Consider the following 17,389-nt stretch of genomic DNA (forward strand, 5'->3'; position numbering starts at 1 on the left):
AGCGAACGTCAGCGGTAGCTGCCGTTCTGGGGGCGCGAGCCGAGCCTTTGAATACGCCCGGGCCTGAGAGCCCTGTTGACAAGACGAGGCTGGCTCGCGCCCAGCAGTCTGGGCATGAGTGTTCGGAATCGGGTGCGGTTCTGTCTGTATGGGCCTCGTAGCGGTCCTGTTGCTGCGGGCTGGTCCATCTGCGGACGCCGGGCGGTTTGCTTTTCGTAGTCCGAGCCGGTTGTGCGGATCACCTCTCAGCTCTGCCTTGAGCTTCCAGCTCTGACGCGGACCGAGGGCCGTACGACTCGCTGGGGTTGCGAACGGCTGGTGGGATGACGTGCCTTGAGCACTTCCATTAGGGAGCACGCGCACCCTGCACAGGCTCTGGCCTGGGAAAAGAGTCGCGACGAAGGAGGAGCAGGTGGAGATCACAGGGTTACCGACGCCAGTGTTCTGTGGCGTGGACTGGGCCGAAGACCACCACGACATTGCACTGGTCGATGCCGGCGGAAAGCAACTCTCCAAGGTGCGGATCAGCGACGATGCTGCAGGGTTTGCCCAGCTCATGGCTCTGTTGGCTGAGCATGGCGATAGCGAGGACGCCCCGATTCCGGTGGCGATCGAGACGTCACGCGGACTGCTTGTTGCCTGCCTGCGGGCCACCGGTCGGCCAGTCTTCGCGATCAATCCGCTGGCAGTCGCCCGATACCGGGACCGCCACTCCGTGGCACGCAAGAAGTCAGACGCCGTTGATGCCGCGGCCCTGGCCAACATCCTGCGGACCGATATGGCCGCCCATCGGCCGCTGCCTGCCGACTCCGAGCTCGTGCAGGCCATCGCCGTGCTCGCCCGGGCTCAACAAGACGCCGTCTGGGCCCGTTGCCAGGCCCACAACAAGCTTCGTTCCCAGCTCAGAGAGTTCTACCCGGCGATCATCGACGCCTTCGCCCCGCACAAGCACGGTCTGTGTTCAAGGGAAGCCCGCACCATCCTGGCCTCAGTACCGACCCCGACCATGGCTGCGAAGCTGACACGGCGGCGCCTGCAGTCGCTGCTCAAGCAGGCCGGCCGGGTCCGCGGCATCCAGGCCGAAGCCGAAAGGCTCCACGAGGTTTTCAAACGCGACTACCTCCACCAGCTCCCGCAGGTCGAGGCGGCTCTCGGGCATCAGACGTCCGCTCTGCTCAGGCAGCTGAACACCGCCTGCGACAACGCCGACCAGCTCGAAGAAGCTGTCACGCAGGCCTTCGAAGAGCATCCGGATGCACCGGTCATCCGCAGCTTTCCGGGTCTAGCCTCACTGACCGGCGCCCGGGTCCTGGCGGAGATCGGCGATGACCGGGCCCGATTTGCCAACGCCGGATCTTTGAAGGCCTACGCGGGAAGCGCTCCGGTCACCAGGGCCAGCGGCAAGAGCTGCATGGTCATGAGCCGGAAGGTCAAAAACCAGCGACTGGCTGCCGTCGGCTACGTCTGGGCCTTCGTCTCTCTCACCCGGTCACCAGGTGCCAGAGCCCACTACGACCGCCGACGAGCAGCTGGGGACCGTCACGTCGCGGCACAGCGGAACCTCTTCAATCGCTTCATGGGCATGCTATTCCACTGCCTCCAGAACGGTCACACCTACGACGAAGCAATCGCCTTCCCACAGCCTTCAGCCGGCCTTGCCGCAGCGGCAGCTTGACGCTTATCCGCGTGGGATGTCTTGTCAGCCAGGACCATGTCCGGCCTGGTGCGGGGACGTCCACGGCGGCGGGGCACGCGCAGACGGGCCATCACGTTCGTGAAGGCGGGTGCGTCACCGGCCTGTTCTGACCTGGGACGATGCCGGGCGGTTGGAGTGTAGCGGGGCGCTAGCCGGTCAGCGGCGGTCTCTTCGAGGCTGCCCCTCGATCGTACGACAGCGTCGCTGGTCGTGGCAGCGACGTGGCAGCGACGGGGCAGCCTCCTCACGTGATCACCAGCATGCTGCCGAGCAGTAAGGCCTGGAACTGGACGACCTCTTCGTGCTTCTCCTGCCCGGGGGCCAGAACACTCGCCCGACCCCCCAAGCTTCCGCCGCCGGCTACTTCGTCTTGCGGTTCGCGGAGAAGGCGGGCGCTTTCCCCAGCACTTCGATCGTCTCTTCCATCTCGCGGACTTTACGGCGCAGTTGCACCAGTTCCTCGCGCTCGGCCGTGGTCAGCGCGCCCGCCGACCCTTGGCCTCGCTCCGCCGCCAGTTCCTCCGCGATCGCCGCCGCGAACGCGTCCACGTCGTCCTCGGTGGTGTCGAAGGAGGTCATCCAGCGGACCTCGCCGGCCTGCTCGTCCCAGGTGTAGAAGCGGAAACGCTTCTGGAGACGCTCGGTGACGGCCGGCGGCAGGACGGCGAAGATCTGGTTGGCCTGCACCGGGCGGGGGATCTCCAAGCCCGGCAGTTCGCGCACCGCCTCGTACAGCCGCTGGGTCATCGCGTTGGAGCGGGCCGCCGAGCGCAGCCAGAGGTCGCCGCCGAGCAGCGCCTCGAACTGCACCGACATGAAACGCATCTTGGAGCCCAGCTGCATGCTCGTCTTGCGCAGGTGGGCCATGCCGCGCACCGCGTTCTCGTTGAGCACGATCACCACCTCGCCGAAGAGCAGCCCGTTCTTGGTGCCGCCGAGCGAGAGGACGTCCACGCCGGCGTCGGTGGTCATCTCGCGCAGGGACACGCCGAGGGTGGCGGCGGCGTTGGCGAGCCGGGCGCCGTCCAGGTAGACGAGCATGCCGAGGTCGTGCGCGTGGTCGCAGATCGCACGTATCTCGTCCGGCGTGTAGCAGGTGCCGAGCTCGGTGGACTGGGCGATCGAGACGACCTTGGGCCGGGCCCGGTGCTCGTCCTCGAAGCCCCATGCCTGACGATCGATCAGCTCAGGGGTAAGCTTGCCGTCCCATGTGGGCACCGTCAGGAGCTTGATCCCGGCGACCTTCTCGGGCGCCCCGCCCTCGTCGACGTTGATGTGGGCCGACTCGGCGCAGACCACGGCGTCCCAGCGGTCGAGCATGGTCTGGAGCGCGAACACGTTCGCGCCGGTGCCGTTGAAGACCGGGTACGTGTGCGCGGTGGGGCCGAAGTGGCCGCGCACCACTTCCTGGAGGCGCTCGGTGTAGACGTCGGCACCGTAGCTGGCCTGGTGGCCGCCGTTGGCCAGGGCGATCGCCGCAAGGATCTCGGGGTGCGCACCCGCGTAGTTGTCGCTGGCGAAGCCGCGCTCGTCCGGGTCGTGTCGTCGCTGTATGGTCATGGTGCTCGCTCACTTGTTTCGGTCGTACGGGTGTGACACATGTGGTCCGGACGGGCGCCGGCCGGTCCGCTCAGGCCGGCGCCGGCTCCGGCGACGCCGGCTCCGTCCGCGCGCGGGCCTTCTCCAGGCCGCGCACCAACGGCGGCGCGGCGAGCCCGAGCAGGGCGAAGAGCGCCGCGAGGACCAGCCATCCGGTCGCCGCCGCGCCGACGACCAGGGAGGTCATCAGCCACGGCCCGGCGAACTGCTGGAGCCCGCGCCCCAGGGAGAACACCGCCTGGTACTCCCCCTGCCGGCCCGCCGGGGCGAGCCCGAAGGACAGGCCCCAGCTCGCCGACGCCTGGTACAGCTCGCCGAGGACAAGCACCAGCGCGCCGCCCAGCAGGGCCGCGCTGTCCAGGAGCGCGCCGTGTCCCCCGCTCGCCGCGAAGACCAGGCAGGACGCCCCCAGTGCCCACCCCGCCCAGCGCAGCATGCGTGCCGCTCCCGCCGGGGTACGCGCGCCCCTGCTGACCGTGACCTGGAAAAACAGCACCAGGACGGTGTCCAGGATCAGCAGCCCCGACACCAGCAGCGCGGGCGCGTCGGTGCCGGTGACGATCCACAGCGGCAGACCGACCGTCAGCAACGGGTGGTACAGCTCCAGAGCGCCGCACACCAGCGCGACCGCCACATAGCGCACGTCCCGCAGCGCGGCGCTGCGCAGCACCCCGCCCGGCGCCTCGGCGGCGGTGGCCCGGGGCCCGGCGCCCGCGGGCAGCCGCATTCCGAGCAGCACGGCGACGGAGACCAACTGGAGGGCGGCGTTGGCGAGGACCGTGGCGTACAGGGCGGTCGAGGTGCCGGCCGCGATGGCGGCTCCGGCCAGCGCGGCGCCGCCGAGGAAGCCCAGGTTGAACAGGCTGCGCATCTGCGCGCTCACCCTGACCCGTTCCGCCTCGCCCACCAGCGCGTCGGTGAGCGACGCCTGGAGCGCGCCCGCCGAGGTCTCCAGGACCGCGATGGCGCAGGCGACCGCGAGGAAGGCGGCGAAGCCGTCCACCAGGCAGTACGCGGTGAAGCCGACGGCCGCGAGCAGGAAGTTGACGGTGAGTACCCGGGCCGCGCCGAGCCGGTCCGCGAGTCGGCCGATGGGCACGGTGCAGACCAGACCGCAGAGCCCGGCGACCGACAGGGCGAGGCCCACGCGCTGGGCGGGGATGCCGATGGTCCGGGTGAAGAACACGGCGCTGGAGGTGAGGAACACCCCGAGCCCCAGGGACTGGATGAGCGTGAGGACGCCGAGTCTGCGCGCGTTCCCGGCGGCCGGAAGGATCTCCCGGAACCAGGCGTGCAGCATTCCGTACCGGCGTGCCTCAGCCATGCGGCTCAGCTCCCTCGGCCCGCTCGGTCCGCAGCCCGTACACCTCCATCGCGGTGTGCACGGCGGCGCGAACCCCGGCGGCGCTCCGCCCTCGGAACCGGAAGATCCCGCAGCCCTCGTCATAACTGCCGGGCCCGGTCATGATCTGGCCGATCGCGGGCAGTTCCTCGTGGTAGACCTCGGGGACGGCCGACCCGGGCGAGGTGCGCGCGACGACCCGTCCGGGCAGCTCGCGCGGGGCGGGGTAGATGAGCCAGCCGCCGGCCCGGGGCCCGACCGGTTCGGACGGCTGCCACAGCGGGGGCAGGCCCAGGGCCGCCCGGAACGCCTCGGCGAACAGGTCGATGCCGTAGAGGTCGACGTGCAGGAACGGCACCTGCGCGCCGCCCGGCCGCAGCCCGACCTCCAGGAACACCAGCTCGCCCCCCGGACGTCGGATCGCCTCCAGGTGGAACGCGCCGTCGCGCAGCCCGAGCGCCCGCAGACAGCGGTCGGCGAACGTGGTGAGCTTCTCGCGCTGGGGGCCCGGGTCGAGCAGGACCGAGCCCAGCGGGCGGCCGTGTGCGTAGTCCAGGCAGGTGTGGACGTACTGGGAAGCGGTGACGAAGTGGAGGCGGCCGGAGCGGCGGACGCCGTCGACGTGGAAGATGTCCCCGTCGACGTACTCCTCGCACTCGTACGCCTCGGGGTCGACGCCCCCCAGCGCGTCGCGCAGTTCGTCGGCGCTGTGGACGACCGTGACTCCCTGGGAGCCCGCCGCGGCGCGCGGCTTGAGGACCAGGGGCAGACCGCCGAGGGCGTCGACGACCGCCTCCGCCGAGGGCGCGTCGTCGAGGCTCCGGAATCGGGGAACCCGCAGTCCGGCCGCGCCTACCGCGCTCTTCATGGCGGGCTTGTCCTTGAACCGCTGGACGAGGTCGAGGCCGTAGCCGCCGGGGACGCCGAGTGCGGCCGAGAGCCGGGCGGCCGTCAGGATGTCGTACTCGGACTGGCCGAAGACGGCCTCGGGCGTGCCGTGCCGGTCCGCGATCTCCCGTACGAGGGGCAGCAGGTCGTCGTGGTCGAGGCTGTCGCGCACATGGACCTCGGTCGCCCCGTCCTGGTCGAGCGCGGGCAGCCCGCCGGGCGTGGTGAGGTACACCATCCGGCAGAGGTGGCCGTCGAGGAAACGGTGGTATTCGCCGAACTCGTCGCCGGAGCGGTTGAGGACGACGTACAGCGGTGTGGTCCGGTCGGTCACGCGTCCGCTCCCGGTCGCAGGGTGTCGGGCAGGCAGGCGTCGAGATCGGCGGCGCTCACCCGGCCGAAGCCGGGCGCGGGCCGGTCACGGTGAGCCGGGGTCCTGGCGAGGAAGGCCGCCGCGCGAGGCTCTCCGGCGCCGCCGAGGCGCTGCCAGACCAGCTCGGCGAGGTCCGGCATCACCGGGAACGCCAGCAGGGACAGGCCCTTGAGCCACCAGTAGGCGCCGTCCTCGGCCGCGTGGGCGACCGCGTCGTCGGCGCACCAGCGGTCGAGCGCCGCGACCGCGCGCCGGGTCGAGACACGGGCGCCGTCGAGCGCCGCGGACTGCTCGGCGAGCAGGGATTCCACGAGGTCGGCGACGGCCGGGGCGGGCGCCTGCGGCGGCCCCTCGGGCAGCCGGCTCCAGGCGGCCTCGATCCGCTTGCCGAGGCCGTCGGCGAGCGTGGCGTTCGCGGTCTGAAGGAAGTCCGCCGTCTCGAAGCTCGCCGCCCCGGACTCCAGATCGGCCCCGGCGAGGTAGTACCGGACGGTGTCCACGCCGATGGCGGGCGACGCGGCGATGTCCGCCGCCCAGATGGCGTGCCGGGCGCTGGTGGAGAACTTCCGCCCGGCCAGCCGGTAGAAGTTGTTGATCAGGCACCGGTCGTACGGCTTCATGCCGCCGTGCAGCAGGCTGGTGCCGACGATCGAGACCAGGGTGGGGATCACGTTGTCGATCCCCAGGGTGGTGATGGTGGTGACCCCGGAGTCGGGGTCGAAGGCGTTCACGCCGGTGCCGGAGAGCCGGCCGTGGACGGCGCCGGCGAGGCGGGCGAACATGAAGATCCCGGCGTACGGGAAGAGGGCGCGCGGCACGTCCGGCTCGGGCGCGGGCAGCGGAAGTCCCCACGTCTGCGGGGCGCTCAGCCGTACGGTCATGCCGTCGCGCTCCAGGAAGCGCGCCACGGTCGCCCGGTAGCGGTCGGCGACGCCCAGGTCCACGAGCGTGCTGTCCAGGAGGTCGCGGTCCGGCAGCCGCAGGAAGAGGCTGGCGATCTCCCGCCAGGTCAGCGGCCCCTCGTCGAGCAGGGGGCGCGGCTCGACGACCGACTCGGGCAGGAAGTGCGCACTGCACTCCTCGCAGAAGTAACTGGCGATGCCCGCACCGCACTCGGGGCAGCGGCCCTGGAGCCAGCCGCCCACCACCCAGCGGTCCGACGCCGTGCAGTAGGGCACGCGCTCGGTGCGTGTCAGCACCGCGCCCCGGGCCGTCAGCCGCTCGATCGAGGCGGCGACCTCCTGCTCGAACTGCTCTCGCCAGGGCTGCTGATCGGGGACGATGAACGCGTCGATGCCGATGCGCAGCGCGGCCAAGTCGTCCTGGATGCGCTGTCCGTAGCGGGCGGCGACCTCGCCGGGCGTGGAGTCCTCGGCGTGCGCCCTGAGCGTCACGTACGACTCGTACACATCGCTGCCGGTGATCACCAACGGCAGGTCGCCCCGGACCCGCAGATGCCGCGCGATCATGTCCGACCACAGGAAGGGGCCGCCGATGTGGCCGAGGTGCAGGGGGCCGTTGGGCGTGGCCTCGGGCGGCACCAGGAGGTAGTGCCGGGGGGTGTGCGTGTCCCCGGTCAGCAGGCTCATGTTCGCGTTCTCCCGTCGAGCAGGTTCAGTGCGTCCTCGGCCATGGCCGGGGCGAGTCGGTAGCCGGAGCCGGAGCCGCCGATGGCCATGACCACGTCGTCACCGCCGACCGTGTCCACGACCGGCAGATGGCCGGGGGTGAAGCAGTCGCTGAAGACGCGGCCGCCGAGCAGGTGCGGCAGGAATCCCGGTACGTGCCGGGCGAGCAGGGCTCGGGCGAGTTCCCGGTCGCGGGCGTCGATGGCGAGCGGTTCGTCGGGGCCTCGGTCCCAGTCGGGTGAGGTGATGCTGAAGATCCAGTGGCCGCCGGGGCGGTGGGGCAGCAGGAAGGCGTCGGCGTCCTCCAGGACGAGTGCCGGGGCGCCCGGCGGGGGCGGCGTCATGATGTGGAACGCCACCACCTTCTTGACCCGGGCCCCGCGCTCGCGGGCCGCCGCCGCCACCGGGCCGTCGAGGACCCAGGGGCCGGGCGCGAGGACCGCCTTGGCGGCGGTGATCCGGCTGCCGTCGGCGGCGACCAGTTCGACGCGCCCGCCCGTACGGCGTACTTCGGTGACCCGGAAGCCCTCCAGGAGGGTGTTGTCCGGGCGGCCGAGGACCTCGTCGAGAAGCCGGTCGGTGAGCCATTGGGGCTGACCTGCCGTCATGGGTGCGGTGGCCAGCAGGACTTCGTGGCCGCCGTGGGCGAGCCCGGGGAACGTCCGGTCGAGCAGGGCCCGCTGCTCCCCGGTGACCGGGCGGGTGCGGCCGCCGTCGGCCATGGTCGCGTCGAGCGCGGCCGTGTTCTCGCGCGCCACCAGCCAGCGGACGTCGACCGGCGCGCGTCCGGCGTCGCCGAGTCCGGCGGCGAGCTCGTCGAAGAGCGCGGTGCTGCGGGCGGCCAGGGCGCGCTGGGCCGGGTTGTGCCCCGTGGTCGTGTCGAAACCGGCCGAGAGACGGGTCGCGCCCGTCCCCCGTCCGGCGTGCGTGATCACGGCGACGCGGCGGCCCGGGTCCCGGCGCACGGCGTAGTACGCGGCGAGGGCGCCGACCGCGCCCGCGCCGAGGACGGCGAGGTCGTAGTGGGGCGCCTCACTGGTCCCGGTGGTGCGCTCACTCATCGGGCGCCGACCACCAGAAGGAGTAGATGACCAGTTCCTCGCCCTGGTCGGCGAAGATCTCGTGGACGGCCTGCGAGGCGAAGCCCACCAGGGAGCCGGGCCCGACGAGCGACCGTTCGCCGTCCACCTCCAGAGTGCCGGATCCGGCGTGGACCACCCAGATCTCCTGGACCGCGTGCTGGTCGGGCGAGCTGGTCCCGCCCGGCGGCACGGTGAAGCGGGCCGCCTTGAACGGCACGCGGGGGAAGACCGAACGGGCGAAGTCCGCCTCGGCGACGGTCACTCCGTCGGGTTCCACTTCGGTCGGATTGAAGGGGACCAGGACGCCGACCGCATCGGCCTGGAACTGCGGGACCTGACGAGCGATCATACCGGATACCTCGTCTCACCGAGCATGCTGTTGAGGATGACCGCACTGCGCCAGGCGAGCAGGCTGAGATTGGGATCGGCGACGCCCCAGGAGTGCCGGGCGCCGTTCTGGAGGTAGATCCGGTTCTCCGCAGGCCCGTCCCATGCGACCGAGAAGTCGTCGCCGACGACGAGCGTCCCGCCGTCCCGCCGCAGCCGCGCGTCCAGCGGAGCCATGAAGTCCGGCAGCGCGTAGGCGTATCCGGTGCTCAGGATCACGATATCGGCGGCGAGCACGGTGGGTGCGTCCGGGGCCGAGGACTCGACGACGAGCTTCCATTCGTCGGGGCCACCCTCGATCGCGGTGACCGCGCTGTCCGCCAGGAAGCGCAGCCTGCCGGGGTTGTTCTCGATGAACTCGTCGCGGTAGCTCAACCGGTAGATGTCCTGAAGGACTTGGAGGTCGATGCCGTCACTGGTGTACTTCTGCCGCTCCAGGAGTCGGGCCTTGTGGTCGGCGGGCAGCGCGTGGAAGCGGCGTACGTAGTCGGGCGTGTAGAGGTCGTTGGCGAACGGCGAGTCGTCCATCGGGAGGAACGACGAGCGCCGGCTGACCCAGGTGATGCTCTCGGGGGCCGCGCCGGCCGCCAGGTGGCGCACGATCTCCGCGCCGCTCTGGCCGCCGCCGACCACGACGACCTGCCGTCCGGTCACCTCGGGGGCCCGCAGCAGGAACTCCCCGGAGTGGAAGACGGTGGAGCCGAGGAAGGGGCGGAATGGCTCGGGAACGGACGGGGTGAGCCCAGTACCGAGCACGAGATGACGTGCCGTCACATCGCGCTCGCCGGTACGGAGGTGGAAGGCCCCGTCGTGGAAGTCCACACTGCGTACGGCCGCCCCGAACGTCAGGCTCGGCAGCCGCCCGGCGACCCACTGGAGGTACTGGTTGAACTCGGCGCGCAGGACGGCCGGGAAGTCCGCGGCCAGGAACCGGTAGAGCCGGCCCTCACTCGCGAGGAACGACAGGAACGAGAAGGGACTGGTCGGGTCGACCAGCGTCACCAGGTCCTTGAGCAGCGAGACCTGGAGGGTGGCCTCGGGCAGCAGCAGTCCGGGGTGCCAGGAGAAGCTCTCACGGCGTTCCAGGTGGGCGCCGCGCAGCCCTTCGACCGGATGCGCGAGCGCGGCGAGGCTCATGTTCGCGGGGCCGATGCCGACGGCCGCGTAGTCGAGTATGTGTGCGTTCATGGTGGGATCCGCCAGGTCAGACCGGGACGACGAGGTCGCCGAGCGCCTGCCAGCGGTCGAGGGCGCCCTGCGGCGAGTCGGCGGTGAACAGGGCGTGGCCGAGGCGCGAGCGGCAGTCCTCGACGCCCGGGATGGTCTCACCCGGCGCGAAGTACACGGCGGTCTCGGTGACTTCCGGCAGTGCCTCCAGCTCGGGCCACCCGGTGAGCTCCTGGTACGAGGAGCGGCCCGCGGCGGAGAAGAAGCGGATGCCGGCGCTCTCGGCCTGCGGCCGCGCGAAGGCGCCGACCGTCTCCAGGCCGACGCCGAGCGCGGTGGCGACGGCCACCCTGGGCAGGCTGACGCCGGTCACGAGCCGCAGCAGCTCCACGATCCGGTCGCCCGGCAGCCGGGCGCCGATCTCGATGAGCACCGGACCGTCGGCGGCCAGGCGCAGTTCGCAGTGGAAGGGGCCGCTGGTGATGCCGACGGCGCGGACGACGTCGCCGACGTACGCCTCGACGCTCTTCAGGGTGGTGTCGTCGACGAGGGCCGGGGTGAGGTGGCCCAGCTCCACGAAGTCGGGCTCGGGGCCGAGCAGCGTGCGGCTGAGGGCGACGACGGTGACCTCGCCGCTCTCCAGAACATAGCCGTCAGCACTGAACTCGGGGCCCTGGACGTACTCTTCGACGAGCACCCGGTGCTCGTGCAGCTTGCCCATGTCGGGCTCCGGGTCGGTCACGAGCCGCTGGAACGCGGCGGTGAGCTGGTCGAGGTCGTCGGCGCGGCTGACGTGGATGCTGCCGGAGCAGGCGACCGGCTTCAGCACGCAGGGGAAGCCGACCCGTTCGGCCGCGGCGCGCAGTTCGGCGTCGGTGGTCGCCTGGGCGAAGCGCGGGGTGCGCAGCCCGGCCTCCGCCACTGCGGCCCGCATGACGCTCTTGTCCCGGACCCGGTCGACGGTCGCCACGGGCAGGCCGGGCAGGTCCAGTGCCGCGGCGACGCGCGCGGTCGCCGTCACATAGATGTCGGAGCCCGGCAGAACCGCCTCGAACGGCTCGGCCCGGTGCAGTTCGAGCACGGCCGCTTCGAGGGCGGCCTGGTCGTTGGTCTCCACCGTCAGCACCGAGTCGGCCGCCGCGCGTACAGCGTCGGAGAGCCGGCGGTCGCCGGAGTCGGCGGTGGCGACGACGACCCGCAGTCCCATCTCGGCCGCGACGCCGATCAGGGTGGCGCCCCCGGAGGAGGCGGGTTCGACCACGAGGACGCGGGCAGGACGAAGTGCATCTGTGTGCGGCAAAGCGAAATCCCCCGAGGCAGTGCTGTATGGACCGGACTCGTGATCGCGATCCTGGTCGTGATCGTGATCTTTCTATCCAGGCGCCTTGGTCCCGGTCAATGGATCACCGCAAAAATATCTGCGAGAGCGAACCCGAGCCGCACATCTTCCGGAACGAGAGCCCGTCAGCGCATGTCCGGGTCCCGGAAGCGACCGAACGCCTTCGTGAAGGTTCTCAGCGGCGAGACGTCCCCTCGGCCGGCTCCGGCGCGGGCGGACGGGGCACGCCGTCGCCACCGGTCGCCTCGGCGAGGGCGGCTACTGCTTCACTTCGGCGTGGGCGCAAGCGTGGACGGCGACGTTCTGGTCCGGCTCGGTGATCCTCCCTCGCCCGTCCCTGAACCGCTTGCCGGAGTGCTGCTGACCTATCTCGACCAGCGGCCGAACACCATGACCGCCACGAACCCAAACGCCCGGTGGCTCTTTCCCGGCCGCAGGGCTGGACAGCCCATGACCCCGCACACGCTCGAACTCAGGCTTCGCCACCTGGGCTTCCCCACCTGGGCTTCCCCACCCAGCGAGGACGCACGGCGGCCATCCGCCACCTCGTCCTCCAGGCCCCCGCACCCGTGATCGCCCGCATGCTCGGCTACCACGACGACACCACCGCCCAGCTCGCCGTCGAGGCAGGAGGGACCTGGCGGCACTATGCCCCCGGCGACCACTCACGGTGAACACGAGCCCGGGAGCGGTCACCCTCCAGTTGCACGAATCTCGGCGCGCGTAGGGGCTGCGGTCGACTGGTGGAAAGACGTGCGGCCTCGGCGGCCACCCAATCCAGAAGCACATCTGCCAGATCAGAAAGGGATCTTCCTTCGCCGAGAAGGACGAAGCGGCAGTCGAGATGGTCTCCCGGATTGTGGGGGTTCAGGATGCCGCAGCGAAGACCCGTACGGTCGATCTGGCCGCCCAAGCAGGTGCTGATCATATTGCGCACGGGGTCTACCAGGCTCGTCCACACCAGCAGGCCGTCTGTCCATAGGACGTCGACGGGGAAGTCCACGCAAAAGTCTTCAGGTTCCGGCGCCCCCCTGGGCCAGCTCGTGACGCGGGCCGCCAGGTGCTCGACCACTGGCCGCCAGTCCTCGCCGAACTCCCAGTCCCTGAGGTACTCGTCGAACGTGCTCATCGGGCCAGTGAATCACCGTTGCGTGCGGACTCGCCTGCGCATATCGACTCCACGCCGCCTATCTCGTTGAGGAGACCAGCCTGGCAGCGCCGTGAGCAACTGTAGCCGGGAACCCGGGGGTTGCCGACTACGCAGCTCATCTGAACATCCGAGAGGAGTGGATCGACGGGGCCACCCTTCGTAAGGGAAGTGTCCCCGAGCTCGCGCGGCAGGACTCCATCGTCCCCCTGCACATCTTCTTGCCGCCGACCGCGAGGCGGTCGCGGTGCAGGACGTCGAGGATGCGCCCGGTGCCGCGCACGAGGCGGAATATCTCGGAGATGTGCACGGTGTCGCCCGGCCGCGCGTACGTGAGCAGTTTGCCGAACTTCGGCCGTTCCAGCGGGTGGAGGCGGCTGGAGGTGCCGGCCTGTTCCTCGAAGACGACCGGGTCCTCGATCCCGGCCTCGTCCAGAACGAGGTTCTGCCGGGCGGTCGACTGCTGGGCGGTCGACACCCGCTTGTAGACCAGGTTGGCCATGCTGAGAATGAGTCCTTGAGTTGGCCCGAGTGGGCGTCGTGGTTGGCCCGCGATCAACGCCCCTGTCCAGAGAGGGGTTGTTCAGCGAACAAGGTGCGGTAGGTGCGCGGGCTGGTCGCCAGGCGGGATATGAAGTGCTGGCGCATGGTGACTTCGCTGCCGAAACCGGACCGGCGGGCGACCTCGGGCATGGGCAGGTCGGTGCGCTCCAGGAGTTTCTGGGCCGTCGCGATGCGGTGGTCCACAAGCCAGCGCAGCGGGGTGGTTCCGGTGGCCGCCGCGAAGTGCCGGGCGAAGGAACGCGGCGACATCCTGGCGCGGGCGGCGAGCGCGGCCACGGTGAGTGGCTCGTCGAGATGCGCCAGGGCAAAGGCACGCACCTCGGCCAGCGCGTCCGCGTCGCGGTCGGCGTGCGGGGTCGGATGTTCGATGAATTGGGCCTGGGTGCCGGTCCGGAAGGGTGCTGTGACCATGGAACGGGCGACTGTCGCAGCTGCCTCCGCGCCGTGCGCGGCGCGCACCAGATGCAGGCACAGGTCGATGCCGGCGGCGGTGCCGGCGGCTGTCCACAGGTTGCCGTCCTCGACGAACAGGGCGTCCCGCTCGACCCGCACCTGTGGGTGTCGGGCCTCCAGCAGATCGGTCAGCGCCCAGTGGGTCAGCGCCCGGCGGCCGTCCAGCAGTCCCGCCTGGGCGAGTGTGAACGCGCCGCCGCACAGCGCGGCGATGGTGGTGCCCCGGGCGTGGGCGCGGCGCAGCGCTGCGAGGACGGGCTCGGGCGCTGGGGTGACGTGGTTGTCCAAGCCCGGTACAAGGATCAGCTCGGCGCGGGGTAGCCAGGCGAGGGTGCGGTCAGGTGTGAGCGCGAGCCCGCCGCGCATCGGTACCGGTTCGGGGCCCTCGGCTACCCGGCGCAGCTCGAACGCGGGGACCCCCTGGTCGGTGCGGTCCGTGCCCCATACCTCAGTGATCACCGACACATCGAAGGCCCGGATGCCGGGGAAGGCGAGCAGGGCGATGCGGTGGGCCGGTGCGGGTCGGGTCATCCTGGCAGTAAATCATCGATCGCTGTCTTTTTGCCTCCTGTGAGAGAGCCCACCGGGGCGGCAGGATCGTGGACATGAAGATCACGCAGAACGCGGCGCTGGTAGTGGTGGACGTGCAGAAGGGCTTCGACGAGTCGGAGTTCTGGGGCCCGCGCAACAACCCGGCCGCCGACGAGAACATCGCCTCGCTGATCGCGGCCTGGCAGAACACGGACCGGCCGGTCGTCTTCGTACGGCATGACTCGAACACGCCCGGCTCACCGCTGCGGACCGGGTATGAGGGAAACGATTTCAAGGACTACGTCGAGGAGCGGCGCGGCAAGGGCGGCGGGCCGGAGCTGTTCGTCACCAAGTCCGTGAACTCGGCGTTCTACGGTACCCCCGATCTTGACGGCTGGTTCAAGGCGTCGGGCGTCACCCAGGTCGTACTGGCCGGTATCCAGACCAACATGTGCGTGGAGACCACCGCCCGCATGGGCGGCAACCTCGGTTACGACGTGCTGGTCGCCCTCGACGCCACCCATACCTTCGACCTGACCGGCCCGAATGGCTGGCATCTGACGGCCGACGAACTGGCCCGAGCGAGTGCCGTCTCGCTGCACGGCGGGGGCTTCGCTCGGGTGGTGACGACCGGCGAGCTGGTGGCCGCCGTCCGCCCCTGACACCCCAGATCAGGGGTGGTCTCATTCGACCCTAGCCGTCAGCAAACCCTGTCATCAGTCGCCATCGGATCCGATTGGATCTGTGCCGCCGTCGGGCCCCGGAAAGAAGGGGTTCATTGGACGCCCGCCGAACCTGTCGTTATTCGATCGTCTGACGACACCCTCTCAGGTGAAGGCGATGGCTGCGCCGGTCGAGACCGAGAGTCTCGCAGCGTGGAGGAGTTGAAGGCACACGTAGGACTCGACGCGGTAGCGCTGCCACCCCTCGGCGCCCGACTCCTCGCCATCGGCGGCTTCGAAGACCTCATCGGAGTGCGGATCGAGGTCTTCTGGAAGACCGAGGGCTTCAGCGAGTCGACGGGTTTCCGCCAGCAGTCGCACCGAAGAGCCCAGGTAGCCGCCTGGTGCCTTTTTTGTCGACGATGACGTGGGCGAAGTCGACCGGGACGTAGTAGCCCTCGCAGTCCGAATGATGGACCAGATGGTCGAACGGTCCAGGAGGATCACTCGGGAGAGCCTCGTAGACCTTGCTCAGGAGCGGGTCGGCAGTCGCCCGCTGGGTCCTGTCGAACGGCTCGGGCAGGCGCCCGACCGCTGCGAGGTGGACGGCGAGACGGCGAATGGTGTGCAAGCCCGAGTAGCCCCACGCCTCGAACTCCGCGCACTCCTCCTCATCCAGGTCGGGCTCAGTCCACTGTCGCGCTCCCGCACGCTCCAGTAGCTCACCGATCGCGACGAAGTCAGCGCGAACCATCTCGGTGTAGTCGTCGTCCTCGGCATCGACGAGAGCACCGACAACTCGCCCGCCCAGCGGCCGGTCCGCCAGCCGCCGCCAGTACGTGCTGTGACACCTCGTTCCGACAGACGCGCAGTCTGGACAGATGACGCCGCCGCGATCACTGCGGGCCTTGATCCGAACTGCTTCGCCATCAGCTTCCACTCGTCGACCACGAGGTCTTCGACCTCCGGCCAGACCAACTCCCGGAACCTGCACTCGCCCCCCATCACAACGCTGACGGCAAGCAGCCCCCCAGCCGTCCCGTTGATCGAAAGTGATCGTCACGAAATGTGGGCCACAGCCATTTTCAAATGGCGCCACCAGCGTCGACTTAGCTCCCGGGCGGGACAACTGACGCTGCAACAGGACCCCATAGGATGCCCGTATGCCCGCATTTTCTCGCCGCTCCGGCGTCGCGCTCACCGCGCTCTTTGCCCTGCTCGCTGGGATCTCAGGGTGCACCGCAGTTCAGCGCGAGCCGACGGACTCCCGGCCATCCGTCTCACGCAGGGCGACCGGGCAGACGCCGGATGCGAAGCCCCGCTCCCCCCGGACAGACGGAAGCCCCGGCGACATCCTCGTGGCCGGCCGCCCCATCACGGGCTCGAAGGCGACGGGACATCCGGTTGCCCCGTTCCAACGCACCTATACAGACGGAGAGCTGTACTCCTCGGTCACGGGCTACTGGTCGATGGCCTTCGGCAAGGCCGGCCTCGACAGCGTGATGGCGGACGATGTCCAGGCGGGCAAAGACGTGCCGACGACCATCGACCCCGGCATGCAGCGCGCTGCTTTCGACGGCCTGCGTGACAAGCGGGGTGCGGCGTTCGTACTCGACGCGGAGACCGGGGCCATCCTCGGTCAAGTGAGCACGCCGTCTTTCGATCCAGGTGCGTTCAGCGGCAACTCCGGGGCTGATGCACGGGCCTGGGAAGCACTCAAGGATGTCGACGACGGTCCTTTGAGGAACCGCGCCCTGCGTGAGGTGGTGAATCCCGGGCCGGCGATCCACGTCCTCGTCGCGGCCGCAGCCCTGGAAAAGGGACTCCTTGCATCCGTGGACACGCCGACGAACAACCCGGCCGTCTACATCGTCCCGGGCAGTACGACTCAGTTCTCCGGCGACCCGGCCCACTGCACCAACGCCACGCTGCGGGCAGCGCTGCGGTACTCGTGCGAGAACGTCTTCGCCCACATCGCCTCCGACCTCGGAGCCGATGCCCTGGCGTCCACAGCCGAGGAGGCGGGGTTCAACCACGACACGATGGATACGCCAGTGCGCGCCTTCGAAAGCACCTGGCCGCGCAAGCCGCAGAACGCCACCCAGCTCGCCCTTGCCGCCGGCGGTCTCTCTGATGTCAAGGCCACCCCGATGCAGATGGCGATGGTGACGGCCCTCATCTCCAACGGCGGCCTCCGCGTCCACCCTCGGATCGTGACCGACACGAAGAGCCCCATGCCCCCGCACCGCGCGCTATCGGAGCGCACCGCGGACCAGTTGCAGTCAGCCCTCGGGAACTCGTTCAGTGCATGGGTCCCTTCCGCATCCGTCTCCTGGGCCCTGTCAGCCACGCGCACGCCGGCTGGCCGCCCAGTTGCCATCGCGGTCTACATCACCTCCCCCACCGATGCCACCGCGCAGGCGAGCCAGGTCGCCCAACGGGTCGCTGTCAGCAGTGACCCTGACGGGCAGTAACCCGGCTGATTTCGCATCGGCGACGAAAAGCGACGCCCAGAACGGGCCCTTGGCCGC

15 protein-coding genes and 1 pseudogene are annotated in these 17,389 nt (G+C 70.1%); 3 read left to right on the forward strand and 13 right to left on the reverse strand.

The window, feature by feature from the left end:
- The first annotated feature begins 418 nt into the window (after window positions 1–418).
- On the forward strand, window positions 419–1,675 hold the full coding sequence (locus tag MTF65_RS02485) for an IS110 family transposase (protein ID WP_243627276.1): 1,257 nt from the start codon (window positions 419–421) through the stop codon (window positions 1,673–1,675).
- Window positions 1,676–1,695: 20 nt separating this feature from the next.
- Here MTF65_RS02485 and MTF65_RS30610 read toward each other — a convergent pair.
- The 12 genes and pseudogenes from MTF65_RS30610 to MTF65_RS02540 all read right to left on the reverse strand — a co-directional run.
- Window positions 1,696–1,803, reverse strand: a pseudogene (locus MTF65_RS30610) (IS5/IS1182 family transposase); the annotation flags it as partial.
- 253 nt (window positions 1,804–2,056) lie between these two features.
- A complete protein-coding gene (locus tag MTF65_RS02490) occupies window positions 2,057–3,256 on the reverse strand; it encodes a low specificity L-threonine aldolase (RefSeq protein ID WP_243626535.1) in 1,200 nt (399 codons plus the stop codon).
- Between the two features lie 70 nt (window positions 3,257–3,326).
- Window positions 3,327–4,619 (reverse strand): MFS transporter, encoded by a 1,293-nt coding sequence (locus MTF65_RS02495; RefSeq protein WP_243626536.1) that lies wholly within the window; start codon window positions 4,617–4,619, stop codon window positions 3,327–3,329.
- On the reverse strand, window positions 4,612–5,859 hold the full coding sequence (locus tag MTF65_RS02500) for an acetyl-CoA carboxylase biotin carboxylase subunit family protein (RefSeq protein ID WP_243626538.1): 1,248 nt from the start codon (window positions 5,857–5,859) through the stop codon (window positions 4,612–4,614). Before MTF65_RS02500 ends, MTF65_RS02495 begins: the two co-directional genes overlap by 8 nt.
- Complete coding sequence (locus MTF65_RS02505; protein ID WP_243626539.1) at window positions 5,856–7,487, reverse strand: class I tRNA ligase family protein; 1,632 nt, start codon at window positions 7,485–7,487, stop codon at window positions 5,856–5,858. The genes MTF65_RS02500 and MTF65_RS02505 overlap by 4 nt, the downstream gene beginning before the upstream one ends.
- Window positions 7,484–8,587 carry an FAD-binding oxidoreductase gene (locus MTF65_RS02510; RefSeq protein ID WP_243626540.1) on the reverse strand — a complete coding sequence of 368 codons (1,104 nt, stop codon included), beginning with the start codon at window positions 8,585–8,587 and terminating at the stop codon, window positions 7,484–7,486. The genes MTF65_RS02505 and MTF65_RS02510 overlap by 4 nt, the downstream gene beginning before the upstream one ends.
- Window positions 8,580–8,957 carry a cupin domain-containing protein gene (locus tag MTF65_RS02515; protein ID WP_243626541.1) on the reverse strand — a complete coding sequence of 126 codons (378 nt, stop codon included), beginning with the start codon at window positions 8,955–8,957 and terminating at the stop codon, window positions 8,580–8,582. Before MTF65_RS02515 ends, MTF65_RS02510 begins: the two co-directional genes overlap by 8 nt.
- On the reverse strand, window positions 8,954–10,183 hold the full coding sequence (locus MTF65_RS02520) for a lysine N(6)-hydroxylase/L-ornithine N(5)-oxygenase family protein (RefSeq protein ID WP_243626542.1): 1,230 nt from the start codon (window positions 10,181–10,183) through the stop codon (window positions 8,954–8,956). Before MTF65_RS02520 ends, MTF65_RS02515 begins: the two co-directional genes overlap by 4 nt.
- A 16-nt stretch (window positions 10,184–10,199) precedes the next feature.
- A complete protein-coding gene (locus tag MTF65_RS02525; protein WP_243626544.1) occupies window positions 10,200–11,462 on the reverse strand; it encodes an ATP-grasp domain-containing protein in 1,263 nt (420 codons plus the stop codon).
- A gap of 685 nt (window positions 11,463–12,147) precedes the next feature.
- Window positions 12,148–12,630, reverse strand: a complete 483-nt coding sequence (locus MTF65_RS02530) for a hypothetical protein (RefSeq protein ID WP_243626545.1) — start codon at window positions 12,628–12,630, stop codon at window positions 12,148–12,150.
- A 136-nt stretch (window positions 12,631–12,766) separates the two neighbouring features.
- Window positions 12,767–13,150: a recombinase family protein gene (locus MTF65_RS02535; RefSeq protein WP_243626546.1), complete on the reverse strand. Its 384-nt coding sequence runs from the start codon at window positions 13,148–13,150 to the stop codon at window positions 12,767–12,769.
- Window positions 13,151–13,203: 53 nt separating this feature from the next.
- On the reverse strand, window positions 13,204–14,196 hold the full coding sequence (locus MTF65_RS02540; protein ID WP_243626549.1) for a GlxA family transcriptional regulator: 993 nt from the start codon (window positions 14,194–14,196) through the stop codon (window positions 13,204–13,206).
- A gap of 74 nt (window positions 14,197–14,270) precedes the next feature.
- Here MTF65_RS02540 and MTF65_RS02545 point away from each other — a divergent pair, with 74 nt between their 5' ends.
- Window positions 14,271–14,858, forward strand: a complete 588-nt coding sequence (locus tag MTF65_RS02545) for a cysteine hydrolase family protein (protein ID WP_243626550.1) — start codon at window positions 14,271–14,273, stop codon at window positions 14,856–14,858.
- Between the two features lie 346 nt (window positions 14,859–15,204).
- Here MTF65_RS02545 and MTF65_RS02550 read toward each other — a convergent pair whose 3' ends face one another.
- Window positions 15,205–15,798: a hypothetical protein gene (locus tag MTF65_RS02550; protein WP_243626552.1), complete on the reverse strand. Its 594-nt coding sequence runs from the start codon at window positions 15,796–15,798 to the stop codon at window positions 15,205–15,207.
- A gap of 223 nt (window positions 15,799–16,021) precedes the next feature.
- Between MTF65_RS02550 and MTF65_RS02555 the strand changes: the two genes are divergently transcribed.
- The gene (locus tag MTF65_RS02555) at window positions 16,022–17,332 is read left to right on the forward strand and encodes a penicillin-binding transpeptidase domain-containing protein (RefSeq protein WP_243626554.1); all 1,311 of its coding nucleotides are present in this window, start codon (window positions 16,022–16,024) and stop codon (window positions 17,330–17,332) included.
- The last annotated feature ends 57 nt before the right edge of the window (window positions 17,333–17,389 follow it).

The sequence above is a fragment of the Streptomyces sp. APSN-46.1 genome (genome assembly GCF_022815725.1).
Taxonomy (GTDB): domain Bacteria; phylum Actinomycetota; class Actinomycetes; order Streptomycetales; family Streptomycetaceae; genus Streptomyces.

Coding starts and splice junctions, on each gene's coding strand:
- MTF65_RS02545 (WP_243626550.1), top strand. CDS start 14,271: ATGAAGATCACGCAGAACGCGGCGCTGGTAGTGGTGGACGTGCAGAAG.
- MTF65_RS02530 (WP_243626545.1), bottom strand. CDS start 12,630: ATGAGCACGTTCGACGAGTACCTCAGGGACTGGGAGTTCGGCGAGGAC.
- MTF65_RS02520 (WP_243626542.1), bottom strand. CDS start 10,183: ATGAACGCACACATACTCGACTACGCGGCCGTCGGCATCGGCCCCGCG.
- MTF65_RS02555 (WP_243626554.1), top strand. CDS start 16,022: ATGCCCGCATTTTCTCGCCGCTCCGGCGTCGCGCTCACCGCGCTCTTT.
- MTF65_RS02505 (WP_243626539.1), bottom strand. CDS start 7,487: ATGAGCCTGCTGACCGGGGACACGCACACCCCCCGGCACTACCTCCTG.
- MTF65_RS02540 (WP_243626549.1), bottom strand. CDS start 14,196: ATGACCCGACCCGCACCGGCCCACCGCATCGCCCTGCTCGCCTTCCCC.
- MTF65_RS02515 (WP_243626541.1), bottom strand. CDS start 8,957: ATGATCGCTCGTCAGGTCCCGCAGTTCCAGGCCGATGCGGTCGGCGTC.
- MTF65_RS02490 (WP_243626535.1), bottom strand. CDS start 3,256: ATGACCATACAGCGACGACACGACCCGGACGAGCGCGGCTTCGCCAGC.
- MTF65_RS02535 (WP_243626546.1), bottom strand. CDS start 13,150: ATGGCCAACCTGGTCTACAAGCGGGTGTCGACCGCCCAGCAGTCGACC.
- MTF65_RS02495 (WP_243626536.1), bottom strand. CDS start 4,619: ATGGCTGAGGCACGCCGGTACGGAATGCTGCACGCCTGGTTCCGGGAG.
- MTF65_RS02510 (WP_243626540.1), bottom strand. CDS start 8,587: ATGAGTGAGCGCACCACCGGGACCAGTGAGGCGCCCCACTACGACCTC.